This window comes from Streptomyces sp. NPDC048825, from assembly GCF_043198355.1.
GTDB classification, from domain to species: Bacteria; Actinomycetota; Actinomycetes; order Streptomycetales; family Streptomycetaceae; genus Streptomyces; species Streptomyces xiangluensis.
The window spans coordinates 406343-420816 of record NZ_JBICUR010000001.1; the positions used below are offsets into that span (position 1 = coordinate 406343).

The 14474-nt window shown below is 68.1% G+C and carries 16 protein-coding genes; 11 read left to right on the forward strand and 5 right to left on the reverse strand.

Going from position 1 to position 14474, the window contains the following annotated elements:
• Window positions 1-93: 93 nt before the first annotated feature.
• The 4 genes from ACGFNK_RS01835 to ACGFNK_RS01850 all read left to right on the forward strand — a co-directional run bounded on the left by ACGFNK_RS01835 (window position 94) and on the right by ACGFNK_RS01850 (window position 3073).
• Window positions 94-318 (forward strand): hypothetical protein, encoded by a 225-nt coding sequence (locus ACGFNK_RS01835; RefSeq protein WP_393410937.1) that lies wholly within the window; start codon window positions 94-96, stop codon window positions 316-318.
• Window positions 319-583: 265 nt separating this feature from the next.
• Window positions 584-1210 (forward strand): DUF1266 domain-containing protein, encoded by a 627-nt coding sequence (locus ACGFNK_RS01840; protein WP_393410939.1) that lies wholly within the window; start codon window positions 584-586, stop codon window positions 1208-1210.
• Window positions 1211-1429: 219 nt separating this feature from the next.
• On the forward strand, window positions 1430-2206 hold the full coding sequence (recO, locus tag ACGFNK_RS01845) for a DNA repair protein RecO (RefSeq protein ID WP_393410941.1): 777 nt from the start codon (window positions 1430-1432) through the stop codon (window positions 2204-2206).
• Window positions 2207-2221: 15 nt separating this feature from the next.
• Window positions 2222-3073: an isoprenyl transferase gene (locus ACGFNK_RS01850; protein ID WP_386353400.1), complete on the forward strand. Its 852-nt coding sequence runs from the start codon at window positions 2222-2224 to the stop codon at window positions 3071-3073.
• Between the two features lie 180 nt (window positions 3074-3253).
• Here ACGFNK_RS01850 and ACGFNK_RS01855 read toward each other — a convergent pair whose 3' ends face one another.
• Both ACGFNK_RS01855 and ACGFNK_RS01860 read right to left on the reverse strand, forming a co-directional pair.
• Window positions 3254-3577 (reverse strand): helix-turn-helix domain-containing protein, encoded by a 324-nt coding sequence (locus ACGFNK_RS01855; RefSeq protein WP_393410943.1) that lies wholly within the window; start codon window positions 3575-3577, stop codon window positions 3254-3256.
• Window positions 3578-3809: 232 nt separating this feature from the next.
• Window positions 3810-4565: a helix-turn-helix domain-containing protein gene (locus ACGFNK_RS01860; protein ID WP_033320858.1), complete on the reverse strand. Its 756-nt coding sequence runs from the start codon at window positions 4563-4565 to the stop codon at window positions 3810-3812.
• A 55-nt stretch (window positions 4566-4620) separates the two neighbouring features.
• Between ACGFNK_RS01860 and ACGFNK_RS01865 the strand changes: the two genes are divergently transcribed.
• A complete protein-coding gene (locus ACGFNK_RS01865) occupies window positions 4621-5193 on the forward strand; it encodes a class I SAM-dependent methyltransferase (protein ID WP_393410945.1) in 573 nt (190 codons plus the stop codon).
• 15 nt (window positions 5194-5208) lie between these two features.
• Here the strand turns inward: ACGFNK_RS01865 and ACGFNK_RS01870 are convergent, their stop codons facing one another.
• Window positions 5209-6357 (reverse strand): abortive phage infection protein, encoded by a 1149-nt coding sequence (locus tag ACGFNK_RS01870; RefSeq protein ID WP_393412124.1) that lies wholly within the window; start codon window positions 6355-6357, stop codon window positions 5209-5211.
• Between the two features lie 286 nt (window positions 6358-6643).
• On the opposite strand from ACGFNK_RS01870, the gene ACGFNK_RS01875 reads away from it, so the two are divergent.
• The 3 genes from ACGFNK_RS01875 to ACGFNK_RS01885 all read left to right on the forward strand — a co-directional run bounded on the left by ACGFNK_RS01875 (window position 6644) and on the right by ACGFNK_RS01885 (window position 8277).
• Entirely contained in the window at window positions 6644-7096 is a 453-nt protein-coding gene (locus ACGFNK_RS01875; RefSeq protein WP_393410947.1) for an SRPBCC domain-containing protein, read from the forward strand.
• Window positions 7097-7361: 265 nt separating this feature from the next.
• Complete coding sequence (locus tag ACGFNK_RS01880; protein WP_393412126.1) at window positions 7362-7757, forward strand: NUDIX hydrolase; 396 nt, start codon at window positions 7362-7364, stop codon at window positions 7755-7757.
• Window positions 7758-7830: 73 nt separating this feature from the next.
• Window positions 7831-8277: a GNAT family N-acetyltransferase gene (locus ACGFNK_RS01885; RefSeq protein WP_393410949.1), complete on the forward strand. Its 447-nt coding sequence runs from the start codon at window positions 7831-7833 to the stop codon at window positions 8275-8277.
• Here the strand turns inward: ACGFNK_RS01885 and ACGFNK_RS01890 are convergent.
• Together ACGFNK_RS01890 and ACGFNK_RS01895 are read right to left on the reverse strand one after the other, a co-directional pair.
• Window positions 8258-8746: a protein phosphatase gene (locus tag ACGFNK_RS01890; RefSeq protein WP_393410951.1), complete on the reverse strand. Its 489-nt coding sequence runs from the start codon at window positions 8744-8746 to the stop codon at window positions 8258-8260. The genes ACGFNK_RS01885 and ACGFNK_RS01890 overlap by 20 nt on opposite strands.
• Window positions 8743-9411 carry a FadR/GntR family transcriptional regulator gene (locus ACGFNK_RS01895; protein WP_393412128.1) on the reverse strand — a complete coding sequence of 223 codons (669 nt, stop codon included), beginning with the start codon at window positions 9409-9411 and terminating at the stop codon, window positions 8743-8745. Before ACGFNK_RS01895 ends, ACGFNK_RS01890 begins: the two co-directional genes overlap by 4 nt.
• Window positions 9412-9786: 375 nt before the next feature.
• Here ACGFNK_RS01895 and ACGFNK_RS01900 point away from each other — a divergent pair, with 375 nt between their 5' ends.
• From ACGFNK_RS01900 to ACGFNK_RS01910, 3 genes are read left to right on the forward strand one after another with little or no spacing between them, the layout of a single operon-like run.
• Window positions 9787-11415: an ABC transporter substrate-binding protein gene (locus ACGFNK_RS01900; RefSeq protein WP_393410953.1), complete on the forward strand. Its 1629-nt coding sequence runs from the start codon at window positions 9787-9789 to the stop codon at window positions 11413-11415.
• Between the two features lie 24 nt (window positions 11416-11439).
• Complete coding sequence (locus ACGFNK_RS01905; RefSeq protein ID WP_386353372.1) at window positions 11440-12402, forward strand: ABC transporter permease; 963 nt, start codon at window positions 11440-11442, stop codon at window positions 12400-12402.
• Between the two features lie 20 nt (window positions 12403-12422).
• Window positions 12423-14423 carry a dipeptide/oligopeptide/nickel ABC transporter permease/ATP-binding protein gene (locus ACGFNK_RS01910; protein ID WP_393410955.1) on the forward strand — a complete coding sequence of 667 codons (2001 nt, stop codon included), beginning with the start codon at window positions 12423-12425 and terminating at the stop codon, window positions 14421-14423.
• Window positions 14424-14474 lie beyond the last annotated feature (51 nt).

A 14474-nucleotide genomic window follows, 5' to 3' on the forward strand; every position in this document is an offset into this window, starting at 1 on the left:
CGTTGCTGAGCGTAGAGGTCTTCCAAAGTCTAAGCGGCCGGCGTCACCGTGGAGATGAAAAGCGTGAAACCCAAAAGCTAGGGGACCACCACGATGGCTGACTATGAAGGTCGCGGCGTACGGCACTCGACGCGATGCGTCGAGGAGGCGGAGGAAACGGTGAAAGAGTTGCGCGAAGCACTCGCGAACGCAGGAATTAAGTTGCCGACGCTCCGGATCGACCCGGCAAGTTTGGCGCGGGAGACGCCTTGCCCGCTCATCGAATTGGGGCGGTGTTCCGTCGAGACGGCGGCACGGCTCGCGGCGGTGATCCGGTGACGCTGCCGATCGGGGCGTATGCCTTCGATACGAAGACGGGGAAGGTGGGCGTGGTGATGGGGCACGAGGGACCGTACGTACAGCTCAGACCGATCGGCGGCGGCCGCGAGTGGGACTGCGAACCGGGCTCGGTCCGCACAGCCACCCAAGCGGAACGCCTCCGCGCGGCTACGGCGTACGCGAACGCACGCAGCCGCGGGGAGGTCCCTTGAAGCGTGACAGGTGGTAGCCGTGGGGAGATCGGTGTGACATAGGGTGCGGGCGCATGGCGATATGGAACCCGATACGGAACCTTCGCAGGCCGAGAACGGCTCGCAAGTACCCCGTTCCGCTCACCATGCACCAGTTGTGGATGGTGTCGCTGAGCGCTCCCGTGCACCGCGACCGGGACGCCTCGCGGACGACGCTGTACCCCTTCACCCGCATCGACGACGAGAAGGCCCGGCGGTGGCTGGCCGACCAGTGGGAGATCACTTCGCGTGAGGCGCTGGCCGGCCGGCTCGACGGTCTCGCGCGGAGCGGCTACCGCGCGCGGGCGCGGCTGCGGCTCGGCGTCGAACCGCTGGCGTGGGACGCCGGGCTGTACGTGGACATCTCCCGGCGCGGCTTCGCCTGCGGGATGCTGAGCGAGGCCGAGGCGTGGACCGCGCTCAAGAACATCGTGCCGGCGGTGGTGCGCTCGTACGGCTCCTGGAAGGAGTACGCCGAGCACTATCTGCTGGGGCGGATGGTGTGGCTCGAGGGCCTCCAGGGCACCCCGGACACGGACTCCCCGGCCCCGCAGGAAGTGTCCGACGCCCACCTCCAAGCCCTGCTGGACCCGATGAACAAGGCCAGCCCCTGGAACATGGCGCCCTGGGAAGCGATCAGCCACCCCGACCACGCACGCTGACTCCATACGCGAGAATGGATCCATGGGTATGGGCTGCGGAGGCACGCGATGAGTCTCTTCCGGGACGACTGTGTACCCACGGGGGTGCGCGATGAGTCTTTTTCGGGATGACGGCGTCGTCCTGCGGACGCAGAAGCTCGGCGAGGCGGACCGCATCATGCTGCTGTCTCGCGGCGGGCGACCCCCGCACCCCCAGCAGGAAACCCGCAGGGGTGCGCGATGAGTCTCTTCCGGGACGACGGGGTCGTGCTGCGGACGCAGAAGCTCGGCGAAGCCGACCGCATCATCACGTTGCTCACTCGTGGGCATGGGCGCGTGCGGGCCGTGGCCCGTGGAGTGCGGCGTACGAAGTCGAAGTTCGGGGCGCGGCTCGAACCGTTCTCGCATGTGGACGTGCAGTTCTTCGCGCGCGGGAGCGAGCTGGTGGGGCGTGGGCTGCCGCTGTGCACGCAGAGCGAGACGATCGCTCCGTACGGTGGCGGGATCGTCGCCGACTACGCCCGCTACACCGCCGGGACGGCCATGCTGGAGACAGCCGAGCGGTTCACGGACCACGAGGGCGAGCCGGCCGTGCAGCAGTATCTGCTACTCGTCGGCGGGCTGCGGACGCTGGCCCGCGGGGAGCACGAACCGCATCTCGTTCTCGATGCCTTTCTGCTGCGCTCCCTTGCCGTGAACGGGTACGCGCCCAGTTTCAGCGCCTGCGCGAAGTGCGGGATGGCGGGACCGAACCGGTTCTTCTCGGTCTCCGCAGGAGGTTCCGTCTGCGTGGACTGCCGGGTGCCCGGCAGCGTCGTACCCTCGGCGAAGGCCCTCGAACTGCTCGGTGCGCTGCTGACGGGGGACTGGGCCACGGCCGACGCGTGCGAGTCGCGGTACGTCCGGGAGGGCAGCGGGCTGGTGTCGGCCTATCTGCACTGGCATCTGGAGCGCGGGTTGCGCTCACTGCGCTACGTAGAGAAACAGCCGTACAAAACAGCGGCAACAGAGACCTAGGGAGACGAGAAGCACATGGTGGTACGCGGGATCCTGGGGCGCCAGCGCCGCGAGTACAAGACGCCGGAGCCGCATCCGTCCGGCGCCCGCGCGCCGAAGCTTCCCGGTGAGCTGATCCCGAACCATGTGGCGGTCGTCATGGACGGGAACGGGCGGTGGGCCAAGGAGCGGGGGCTGCCGCGGACCGAGGGGCACCGGGTCGGTGAGGGCGTCGTTCTGGACGTGCTCAAGGGCTGTATCGAGATGGGGGTCAAGAACCTCTCCCTGTACGCCTTCTCGACGGAGAACTGGAAGCGGTCGCCCGATGAGGTTCGCTTCCTGATGAACTTCAACCGGGATGTCATCCGGCGTCGGCGTGACGAGATGGACGAGCTGGGAATCCGGATCCGCTGGGTCGGCCGTATGCCCAAGCTGTGGAAGTCCGTCGTGCAGGAGCTTCAGGTCGCGCAGGAGCAGACGAAGCAGAACGATGCGATGACGTTGTACTTCTGCGTCAACTATGGCGGGCGGGCGGAACTCGCTGACGCGGCCAAGGCGTTGGCCGCGGACGTTGCCTCCGGCAAGCTTGATCCGGAGAAGGTCACCGAGAAGACCGTTCAGAAGTATCTGTACTACCCGGACATGCCGGATGTAGATCTCTTCCTTCGGCCCAGTGGTGAGCAGCGTACGTCCAACTACCTGATCTGGCAGTCGAGTTACGCCGAGATGGTCTTTCAGGATGTGTTGTGGCCGGACTTCGATCGTCGTGATCTGTGGCGGGCTTGTGTGGAGTATGCCCAGCGGGATCGGCGCTTCGGTGGGGCGGTTCCGAACGAGGAGCTGCTGGCGATGGAGGCCGCGATGAAGGGGCGCCCCGAGGGCGGTTGATCGCCCCCCGCCGCCCCTACCCTCCCGCCACTCTCGGCTTCGCTCGAGCGGGGGGGAACCATCGCTCCACCCTTGACTCGGTCCGCTCCAGCATGTGTGAGAAGCGGACGGCCCATATGCCCACGTCACAAAACTCCGACCCACGCCCCACCGAGCCGCGAGTGCCTCCCCCACCCCCGGTCAACCAACCTTGCGCAACTCCCCGTCACCGAAGACCGCGACCATAACCAGACTGCCGCCGAGTGCCTCGACGTACCGGGCCACGACATCCGTACCGGAGACCTGACCGCTCTCGATCTGCGAGATCCGCCCTTTGCTCACGCCCATGCGCTCGGCCACCTGCGCCTGGGTGAACCCGCGTTCCTGACGCATGTCGACCAGCCGCCAGGCCCGGGCCTCGGTGAGCATGCGCTGGGCGCCCTCTAGAAACGCAATACGGTCACCCGCCAACTCCTCGGCCCGCTCACGGTGCCCACTGGCCGACCACCTGACGTATCCGCTCACTTCCCGGACTCCTTCATCCGATCAGCCACGTACTCCGCGTACCGAAGCTCGGCCAACGGGATCGCCTGGTCGTACCAGGCTGTCCAGTTCCCCCTTCGCGGGTTTAGCAGTTACTAAACCCACTGGCAGATGGGACCGCCACCCCGAACCCGGAGCTTTCACTCGGCGATCCCTCCACATGACGGCGCAGTGGCTCAGAGTCCGGCTCCGGCTCCGGCGCACAAGAGATCCCTCAGTCGCGCACCGGGAAGTACTGGCGAGGCGTGACGCCCACCACCCGCCGAAACGCCGCGACGAACGAGCTGGCGGAGCCGTAACCGACCCTCCGGGCCACCGCCTCCACCGTCATGCCTTCGGCTAGCAACGGCATCGCGGACTGCATACGCAGCTGCTCGCGCCACTGGCCGAAGGCCAGCCCGGTTTCGGCGACGAACAGCCGGGCCAACGTCCGTGCGCTGGCGCCGACTTCCGTACCCCAAGCCTCCAACGGCCGTCCGTCCGCAGGGTCTTGGACGAGCGCGCGCGCCACCGTCCGCGCCCGCGGATCGCGTGGCTCGGTCACCGACACGCTCGTCACCGGCACGGGGTGCAGCACATCGAGGAGTACGGCCTCCGCACGCGACCGTGCGTCCGGTGCGAGGCCGGTCCGTCCCAGGTGGTCGATGAGCGCCTGGAGCAGCGGGCCCGCGGCGACCACCGTCGGCTCGGGCCACCGGATCTCCGGGGACGCGGCGGGGTCGACGTACGCGCTGCGCATGACCGTGTCGCCCGCGGACTCGGTCGTATGGGGCACCCAGGCCGGGATCCACAGGGCCAGCGAGGGCGGCAGCAGCCAGGCCCCGCGTTCGCTGCTCACGCGCAGCAACCCCTTTGCGGCCCAGGCGAGTTGATGGAAGGAGTGCCAGTGCCGGCCGTACGTCGTCCCCCTCGGCATGGTGAAGTGGCCGATGAAGATCGCGGTGGCGGCCGGGTGTCCGTCTGGCGACATGGGACGGCAGCTTAGCCCGTGTCGGACACGGCGGCTCCGCTCATACCGTCGCCGTATGCCGATGAATCTCATGCACCGCAGACTGTGCAGCTCCGAAAAGTGGGCTCAGACCACCAAGGACCACATCCTCCCGTGGACCCTCGACGGCGTGGACCTGGGAGACGACGTACTGGAGATCGGTCCGGGTTACGGCGCCAATCTCCGCGTACTCATCGAACAGGCGCCCCGTGTCACGGCCGCGGAGATCGACGAGTCCACCGCGGCCCTGCTGGAGCAGAAGTGGGGAGACAGGGCACGCATCCTGCACGCGGACGGAGCGGCGGTCCCCGTGCCGGACGAGAGCTTCTCCTCGGTTGTCTGCTTCGTCATGCTGCACCATGTGCCGACGGCCGCCCACCAGGACCGGATCTTCGCGGAGGCGTACCGCGTGCTGCGTCCCGGCGGTGTCTTCGCCGGCTGCGACAGCCAGCCGAGTTTCCGGTTCCGGCTGCTCCACTTCCGCGACACGATGAACACGCTGGAGCCGACCGGCCTCCCGGACCGCCTGACGAAGGCCGGCTTCACCGACGTATCGGTGCAGCGGCACCCGGAGTCGGGCGCCCTCCGCTTCCGGGCCCGGCGTCCCTGAACTGGGCGTTTGCTTTCAGCAGCGTGCCCGGCCGTAGTGGCGGGCGACGGCGTGGAAGGCCTGCTTGGGTTCCCAGTGCCAGTCGGAGGCGGGGTCGTCGGGGCGGTCCTTGATCGGCTTGACGATGGCGTAGGACGCCATGTCGAGGTCGTAGCGCGGTTTGTCGGGGCGGTGTGGGGCGTCGGCGGTGACGAACTCGAAGGTCATCGCCGCGTGCAGGTTCATCGACTCGAAGACGTCGAGCAGATCGGTGAGATACGCGGCCTGGGTGCGTTCGCTGCGGACGTGGTTGCCTTTGATCTCCGGCGGGTTCTTGGTGTAGTCGACGATGTTCCAGCCCATGCCGCCCGACTGAGGGGCACCTTTGAAGGTGCAGGTGCCGAACTCGGTGATGGCCAGGGGCTTGCCCCAGCGCAGGAACGTACGCAACTCCCGTACATAGTCGGCTCGTTGGCGGAAGTACGAGTAGTAGTCGATGCCTACGATGTCGAACAGCCCCCAGTCGACGTTCTCGAACGTCTCGTCCTGCATGGCGGCGTAGCTGAGTTTGCCGCGGAAGACGGACCGGCCCACGGCCGCCGCCTTCGCGGTGAACCTGGCCAGCCGGTTCTGCACCTTCGCGAGATCGAAGTTCCCCTTCTCCAGGTTGTCGATCCGCTCGAAGACGTCGGCACCCGGCACGATGCCCGGCACGAACAGCCAGAACTCACACCCGACGGCGAGCGTGACCTGCGCGCCCTGCCGCCGCAGCCGCTCCCCGTGCCGCCCGCTCTCGGCGAGGTGATCGAGGATCTCCTTCTCCGGAACGTCGCCCAGCGTCGGCTGCAACCACACGTGCAGTCCGCGCTCGGCCACCTCACTCGCCGTGGCGTTGAGCCTCTCGACGCCGTCCCCGGTGACCTCGACGGAGTCGGCATGCAGTTCGTCCGCGATCACGCCGACGTCCTCGCGCATCCTTCGCTCACTCCAGGCGGTACCGGGCGTCTCCCCTTTCCCCACGGTGTAGACGACGCCCCTGTGCGTCAGCCCGCGCCGAGCTTCCACTGCCGTTGACGCTGCCGCCACTGCCGTTGCCCCTGACGCAGCCGCTCGGGTCGACGCCGACGCGGGGGCCGCGAGCCCCCCGGCCGCCACCGCACCCCCGACAACAGCCGCTCCCGCCATGAAGTGCGCGCGACTGATCCCCGCGTTCTCCGTGTTCCCTTTGCTGCCCGAGTTCCCCTGGTTCCCCTGATTCCCCTGATTCCGCTTGGCCTTCTCCATGCAGTAAGTCTCTTGGCCCAAAGGGAAGTTGGCTGTCCGCCGATGGTCGATGAGAGGGCAACCAAGGTATGAACTCCGGACTCGCAGACGCAGATCGAGGAAGCCCCCGACGGGCCGATGAGTTTCCGCGCCCTCGGGCGTCTACTTCTGCGACAGCCCGACCAAGGGCGAGACAAGGAGACGAAACATGAGCACCGAGCAGACGTCTGCAGCCAACAGCTTCTCCTACACGCTGACCCGAACGCTGGACGCCCCGGCGGCGACGGTGTGGCAGGCATGGACCACCGCCGATCAGTACGCCCAGTGGGCCTACGCCGCTGCCGGCTCCGTCGAGATGGACGTACGGCCCGGCGGAGCGTGGAAGGCCACGATGCTCACCCCCGACGGCGGGCAGTTCCCGCTGACCGGCAGCTATGTCGAGGTCGCCGAAAACCGCCGTCTGGTGATCGGCATGGACGTCCCCGGCAAGCCCGAGCCCACAGTCATGTCCCTGGAACTCGACGGGCAGGACGACCACCACACCCGGATCGTGCTCAGCCAGACTTGCGACACCGCCGAGGAACGCGACATGTCCGAGCAGGGCAGCACCATGCTTCTCGACAGCCTGAGCGCTTTCCTGGCCGAAAAGGCGAAGGGCTGAGCCCTCTCAGAACGCACCAGCGGGCCGTGGAACACAGGGCGGCCGGGCAGCACGCATCAGCCTGCCGCCCGGCCGCCGTCGGTGCCGGGCATCACCGAGTGCGGCGCGAACACGCGTCGCCGACGGGGTACCGTCCGTAGGGGCGAACGCCTCGCCCGACCGCCACCCGTTCGCGGGGAGCGACAACCCCGTACCCCCTCGGAGGCCCCGTGAGGCGACTCCTTCCCGCCTTTGGCGCGCCCTGCGCCCGGTGCAAAGCCGTGTGATGTGGTGCCTGAACGCGAAGTTCGTGGTCGGCGTGACCGGTGTCGTGCGCGACGACGAAGGCCGGGTGCTGCTGTTACGGCACCGGATGTGGCCGCCAGGACGCCAGTGGGGCCTGCCGAGTGGCTTCGCGCACAAGGGCGAGGACTTCCGGCGGACCGTGGTCCGCGAGATCAAGGAGGAGACCAACCTCGATGTGGAGGCGGGCCGCCTCGTCCTGCTGAACAGCGGCTTCCGCACCCGTCTCGAAGTGGCCTATGAAGCGCGACTGCTGGGCGGCGAACTGCGCATCGACCCCTTCGAGATCCTGGAGGCCCGCTGGTGCCGCCCGGACGAACTCCCCGGCGACCTCCAGCCGGTGTGCCATCCGCTCGTACGGGGCGAGACCGCCCCCTGAGCGGAGACCCCTGTTCAGCCGGGGAGCCGGAAACTCATTTGACGGTCCCCCACCCGCACGATTGGCTCCCCCAGTGACCAAGCTTCGTGTTGAGCAAGCGGATGTGGACAGTGGTGCCGCGCTTCAGGACTGGCAGCACGTGCACAACGTGATCGTTCCTCCGGCCGCGATGTCGATCGAGGAGGCTCGGGAGCGGGCCGAGCTGTATCACCTGGAGGTCGCCTATCTCGGGGACGTACTCGTGGGGTGCTCGACCGTGCGTCCGCCCGCCGACGACGCGCCGGAGGTCACCGTCATCGCCCGGGTGCTGCCCGCCCACCGGAGGCAGGGTTTCGGCGAGGAGCTCTACGCGCGAGGGCTGGAGCGGGCGCGGGAGTTCGGCGCCGGCGTGATCGAGACCGTCGTTCTCGCGTCCAACGAGGACGGGTTGCGGTTCGCGCAGAAGCACGGGTTCGTCGAGGTCGAGCGGTATGTGCTGCCGGGCGACACCGTGCCCTGGGTCACCCTGCGCCTCGCCTGACCCGGGACGGCTCCGCGAAACCCCGTACATACCTCCGCTGCCACGGCGTCTCCACCGCATGCCGGTCGTAGTTCCGGCGTACGAAGTCCACCGCCTCGTCGGCCGGTACGCCGTCCAGGACCGCCAGGCAGGCAAGCGCCGTACCCGTACGTCCGCGACCACCTCCGCAGGCGATCTCGACCCGCTCGGCCGGGACCGCCGCCCGGTTCCACGCCTCCGTCAGCACCTCGCGGGCGTACGCGCGGTCACGGGGCAGCCAGAAGTCCGGCCAGCGGATCCAGCGGGTTTCCCAGGGGACTTGGGGTGGTTCCTTGCCCAGCAGGCAGACGGCGTACGTGGGTGTCGGCGCCGACGGCGCGAGCGGGCGCCGCAGCCCCCGGCCCCGTACCAGCCGGCCTGACGGCAGCCGCAGCACACCGGCCGCCTCAGCCTCCCAGTCCCCGTTGCCAACGTCCCCGATCCCGCTCACCCAACGCCCCTCGACTCCTGAGCCGCCCGTGCCTCGATCCCCCGGAAATGTACCGCCATCGCCCGCTGCGCACCCTCGACATCCCGTGCCCTGAGGGCGACGACTATGTCCCGGTGCCGCCGCACCGTGACGTCGGGCGTCGGATCGTCCGTCCAGCCCTGTACTCCGGCGATCCGCCGGTACACGGTCCAGAAGGCGCCGAGGAGTTGGGGAACCAGCGCGTTGCCGAGGGATGCGTACATCAACTCGTGGAATTCGCGGTCGAGTTCGGGGAACGGCAGTCCCGCCCGCCCCGCTTCCTCCATCCGCGTCACCACGCCCTCCAGCCGGTCCAGCTCCGCGTCCGACAGCACGCCCACGACCCGTCGTATCAGCCCCTCCTCCAGCACCTCGCGGACCTGGAGTATGTCCCCGAGCGCCAAGGCGCCGCCGTCGTCGCCCTGCTGGGCCAGCGTGCGGAAGGTCAGGCCGTCGACGAGTGGAGTCAGTGACGCCTGGCCGACATACGTCCCGTAGCCGTGTCTGATCTCCACGATGTCGAGGGCCTGGAGCGCTTTGAGGGCCTCGCGGACGGAGTTGCGGCTGACGCCGAGGGCGCCCATGAGTTCGGCCTCGGTGGGCAGGGGCGCGCCGGCGCGGAGCCTGCGGTCGAGGATCAGTTGCATGACCTCGCGCTGAATCTGGCTGCTGACCCGGCGCGTACCGGTGGACTGCCCCCGGGGGAGGGAGTGCAAGGAGGAGTTTGTGGACTCGTGAGGGGCGGGCTCCTGAGGCACGGACTCCTGCGACATCGGCTCCTGAGACATGCGCCGCATCGTACGCGTGGCGGACATCCCACGTCCCACCTCCTGACTAAACTCCTCTCCACGACCCGTCAGAATCAGGGCCCAACTGCCGTGCCCTGGTACCGACATTGGTCGCACCTCTGGAAGAAACGGCATTCGTGCGCGAGCCCTTGACCGCCCCCACGCCCCCTCTTATGGTCACGCTGCACCTATGACGTAGGACGTCGTATCTCCCCACTGCTTGCTGGAGGAACCGTGCGCGACGCGACCCACGCACCGGCGCTGCACCGCCGGTCGTTCCTGAAGTACTCCGGCGCGCTGGGCGCGGCGGCAGCGATCAGCTCGACGCTGTCCGCCTGCTCGTCGGGGCCTCAGTCCACGAACGAGACGGGCGGCGGGGGCGAGGGCGCCGACCGGACGCTCACGGCGGTGATCGGCTACGGCAACGACCAGAGCTGGGACCCGTTGATCACGGCGTCGGCGTTCTCGATGGCCGCCAACCACCACATCTACGAAGGGCTGCTGGACACCGATCCGATCAGCCGTGAGCCGTACGCGGCCCTCGCGACCGAGATCCCGGCCGATCTCCAGGCGACCACCTGGAGGTTCACGCTGCGGGAGGGCGCGAAGTGGCACGACGGGCAGCCCGTCACCGCCGACGACGTGATCTTCACCTTCGACCGCGTCCTGGATCCCAAGACGACGACGCTCGCCAAGAACTTCTTCGGCTCCTGGCTGAAGGAGGTACGGAAGGTCGACGAGAAGTCGGTGGAGCTGGTGCTCAAGTTCCCGTTCCCGGACGGGGTCCAGCGGATGACACTCGCGAAGATCATGCCGAAGCACGTCTTCTCCAAGGCGGGCGCGCTGGACGAGGCGACGGCGGGGAAGGCGGTCGGTTCGGGGCCGTACCGGCAGACCGCACACAATCCGAAGTCCAACACGTCGTTCGAGGCCTTCGCCGACTACAACGGGCCACGGAAAGCCACGTTCAAGAAGATGAACTGGCTGTCGATCGTGGACGCAGCGCCGCGCGTCGCCAAGATCTCCGGTTCGAGCGCGGGCGCACAGATCTCCGACAACATTCCGTACGCCAATATCTCCCAGCTGGAGAAGGGCGGCATGAAGGTCGAGGGCGGGGCGGGAATGAATCACCTGTTCCTGCTCTTCAACACCGCTCACAAGCCGTTCGACGACGTGCGGGTGCGGCAGGCGCTGCATTACGCGATCGACACGGAGAAGATGATCCAGGCCGCGCTGCGCGGCCACGGGAAGCCGGCGAGCTCGTTCCTCAACGAGGGCAATCCGAGCTATCGGAAGGCCAAGACGGTCTACACGTACGACCGGGACAAGGCCCGGGAACTCCTGCGGGAGGCCGGAGTCAGCGGGCTGACGGTCAACCTCATGGCGGTCAACGTGAGTTGGATCGTGGACTGTCTGCCGACCATCAAGGCCTCGTGGGACGCCATCGGTGTCAAGACGACCCTCCAGCCGCAGGAAACCGCCGCGCTGTTCACCAAGCTCGACCAGAAGAAGGATTTCCAGGTGGTCGCCGCCGCGTCGAATCCGAACCAGTTCGGTCTCGACGCGGATCTGATCATGCATTACAACTACGGGCCCGAGAACACCTGGATGCGGTACGCCCGCTGGACGGACAACTCCGCGGCCAAGGACCTCTTCAAGCGCATGGACGAGGCCACGCGGGAACCCGACGCCGAGACGAAGAAGCAGATGACGCAGGAGTACATCGACATCGTCGCGGAGAACGCCGTGATCTATCCGGTCGTCCACAACGAGTTGATGACCGCCTGGAACGCGGAGGAATTGACGGGTATTCGGCCACAACCGTACCCGGGGATAAACCTGCTCCAGGCCAAGTGGGCGTAGCCGCGATAGCAAGGAGAGCCGTACGTGGTCGCGATCGTCAGGATTCTGGCCCGCCGTATTGCCCTGCTCGTCCCGCTCGTACTCGGCATCGTCCTGTTCGTGTTTCTCGTGATGCGGTTCTCGGACAGCGATCCGGCGTCCGCGTATTTCCAGGGCGCCAACCCCACCGAGGAGCAACTGCACGACTTCCGGGAGCGCAACGGGCTGCTCGACCCGCTCCCGGTGCGTTACGTGGGCTTTGTCGCGGACCTGGCTCGGGGAGACATGGGCGTCAGCGCGCTGACCAGGGCTCCGGTCGTCGACCAGGTCACCACCGCGCTGCCGCTCACCATGCAGCTGACGTTCCTGGGGCTCGGCATCGCGGTGGTGCTGGCGCTGCTCGGCGGGGTCACAGCCGCGATCTACCGGGACCGGCTGCCCGACCAGCTGATCCGGGTCGTCTCGCTGACCGGTGTCGCGGCGCCCGGCTTCTGGCTGGCGCTGCTGATGATCCAGTACCTGGCGGTGGATCTGGGCTGGTTCCCGACCAGCGGATACGTCAACCCGGCCGACTCGTTCAGCGGCTGGCTGAAGACGATGACGCTGCCGGCGTTCGCTCTGTCGCTGCCGGTCGCCGCGAAGCTCACCCGGATCGTACGGACCGCCGTGGTCGAGGAGCTGGACAAGGACTACGTACGAACGGCCGTCGGCAGCGGTCTGCCACCGGTGGTCGTGGTCGGCCGGAACGTACTGCGCAACGCGCTGATCAACCCGATGACCGTGCTCGGACTCCAGGTCGGCTATCTGCTCGGCGGTGCCGTCGTCATCGAGACGATCTTCTCGCTGCCGGGGATGGGGAAGTTGATGATCGACGCCGTGAAGAACGGTGACCCGGCCGTCGTGCAGGGTGTCGTCCTGACGACCGCATTCGGGTTCGTGATCGTGAACCTCGTCATCGACATCCTCTATCTGCTGGTCAACCCGCGTCTGAGGGGTGCCGAAGCATGATGCCGCCGTCTCGAAAGCGGATGACCGAGGCCCTCTCCCGGCCCGGCATCCGGCTGCGGGGATTCAGCCGCCTCCCTGTGATGTCGCGGGTCGCGGTCGTCGTCATCGGGATCGTCGTCCTGACGGCCCTGCTCGCACCGCTGATCGCCCCGCACGACCCGCTCGACCAGGCGACCATGATCGACAACGGTCACGGCGAGGGCGCGCCCTCCGGTGAGCACTGGATGGGCCAGGACAGCCTGGGCCGCGACATCCTCAGCAGGCTGATGTACGGGGCCCGTTGGTCGCTGGCGATCGGTCTCGGCGCGACCGGGCTCGCGCTCGTCGTGGGCGCGGTCCTCGGCGCGATCGCGGCGACCTCGCGCAAGGCGGTCGACGAGACGGTGATGCGCTGCCTGGACGTCGTCATGGCGTTCCCGGGCATCGCGCTCGCGGCCGTGCTCATCGCGGTGTTCGGCGGCAGCATCCCCGTCCTCATCGGCGCGATCGCGTTCCTCTACACACCGCCCATCGCACGGGTCGTACGGGCCAATGTGATGGACCAGTACGGCGAGGACTACGTGACCGCGGAACGCGTCATAGGAGCACGTACCTCGCACATCGTGCTGAAGCATGTCGCCATCAACTGCGCTGCCCCGGTGCTGGTGTTCTGCACCGTGCAGGTCGCCGAGGCCATCGTCTTCGAGGCCTCGCTGTCGTTCATCGGCGCGGGCGTACGGCCCCCGGACCCGTCCTGGGGCAGTGTCATCGCGGACGGCAAGAACATGGTGCTGACCGGCGGCTGGTGGGCGACCGTGTTCCCCGGGCTGCTGATGCTGATCACGGTGCTGTCGCTGAACATCCTCTCCGAGGGCGTGTCGGACGCATGGGCAGCGCCCACCGCGCGGGACGTCGAGGCGGCGCGTACGTCCGTGGAGAAGGACCGTCTGGAGACCGCCGAGCCGGGCAGCGGCAAGGTCCTCGAACTGCCGGGGCTTACGGAGGCGGCCCAGCGGCTGCGTTCCCGGGCCCGGCCGCTGCGCGAGGGGCAGCCGGTGCTCGCCGTCGAGAACCTGGCCATCGGCTTCGATGCCCGCCACGGGGGTGTGGACATCGTCGACGGCATCAGTTTCGACGTACAGCCCGGTGAAGTGCTCGGCCTGGTCGGCGAGTCGGGCTGCGGCAAGTCGCTGACCGCACTCGCGGTGATGGGCCTTGAGCCGAAGGGAGCCCGGGTACGCGGCCATGTGCGGTTCAACCAACGGCAGTTGGTGGGCGAGCCGATGCGCGTACGGCGCAAGCTCCTCGGCCACGACATGGCGATGATCTACCAGGACGCCCTGTCGTCCCTGAACCCGGCGATGACGATCCGCGCCCAGCTGGGGCAGGTGATACGGCGCGGCGGCAAGCGCACGGGCGCCGAACTCCTGGAACTGGTCGGCCTCGACCCGGAACGCACTCTGCGCAGCTACCCGCACGAACTGTCCGGCGGCCAGCGCCAGCGCGTACTGATCGCCATGGCTCTCTCCCGCCAGCCGAAGCTGATCGTCGCCGACGAGCCGACCACGGCGCTGGACGTCACGGTCCAGGCGCAGATCATCGAACTGCTGCTGCGGCTGCGCGAAGAGCTGGACTTCGCGTTGATCCTCGTCTCCCACGACCTCGCGCTCATCGCGGACGTCACCGACCGGGTCGTGGTGATGTACGGCGGCCAGATCGTGGAGTCCGGCGTCACCGCGGAACTCGTGGAGTCCCCGTCACACCACTACACGCGCGGGCTGCTGGGCAGCGTCCTCTCCCTGGAGGGCGCGGCGGAACGGATGACGCAGATCAAGGGCGTCGTCCCCTCCCCCGCCGACTTCCCGGCGGGCTGCCGGTTCGCCGACCGCTGCCCGATGGCCACCGAAGTCTGCCGTACGACCGCACCCCGGCTGACCGGCCCGCACCGACACCACGAGGTCGCCTGCCACCACCCGGCGCTCGCCCTGCCCACGACCACTGGGGCGACGACCGAGCCGACGGAAAGCGAGGCCGTGAATTGAGCGAGGCCGTGAAGCGGGACGGTGAGGCGACGCAGGACCCTGAAGCGGGCC

Bases quoted from the DNA above. Each gene is read 5' to 3' on its own strand.
- ACGFNK_RS01880 (WP_393412126.1), top strand. From the start codon at position 7,362: ATGTGGTGCCTGAACGCGAAGTTCGTGGTCGGCGTGACCGGTGTCGTG.
- ACGFNK_RS01860 (WP_033320858.1), bottom strand. From the start codon at position 4,565: ATGTCGCCAGACGGACACCCGGCCGCCACCGCGATCTTCATCGGCCAC.
- ACGFNK_RS01870 (WP_393412124.1), bottom strand. From the start codon at position 6,357: ATGGCGGGAGCGGCTGTTGTCGGGGGTGCGGTGGCGGCCGGGGGGCTC.
- ACGFNK_RS01875 (WP_393410947.1), top strand. From the start codon at position 6,644: ATGAGCACCGAGCAGACGTCTGCAGCCAACAGCTTCTCCTACACGCTG.
- ACGFNK_RS01840 (WP_393410939.1), top strand. From the start codon at position 584: ATGGCGATATGGAACCCGATACGGAACCTTCGCAGGCCGAGAACGGCT.
- ACGFNK_RS01910 (WP_393410955.1), top strand. From the start codon at position 12,423: ATGACCGAGGCCCTCTCCCGGCCCGGCATCCGGCTGCGGGGATTCAGC.
- ACGFNK_RS01835 (WP_393410937.1), top strand. From the start codon at position 94: ATGGCTGACTATGAAGGTCGCGGCGTACGGCACTCGACGCGATGCGTC.
- ACGFNK_RS01865 (WP_393410945.1), top strand. From the start codon at position 4,621: ATGCCGATGAATCTCATGCACCGCAGACTGTGCAGCTCCGAAAAGTGG.
- ACGFNK_RS01850 (WP_386353400.1), top strand. From the start codon at position 2,222: ATGGTGGTACGCGGGATCCTGGGGCGCCAGCGCCGCGAGTACAAGACG.
- recO (WP_393410941.1), top strand. From the start codon at position 1,430: ATGAGTCTCTTCCGGGACGACGGGGTCGTGCTGCGGACGCAGAAGCTC.
- ACGFNK_RS01895 (WP_393412128.1), bottom strand. From the start codon at position 9,411: ATGCAACTGATCCTCGACCGCAGGCTCCGCGCCGGCGCGCCCCTGCCC.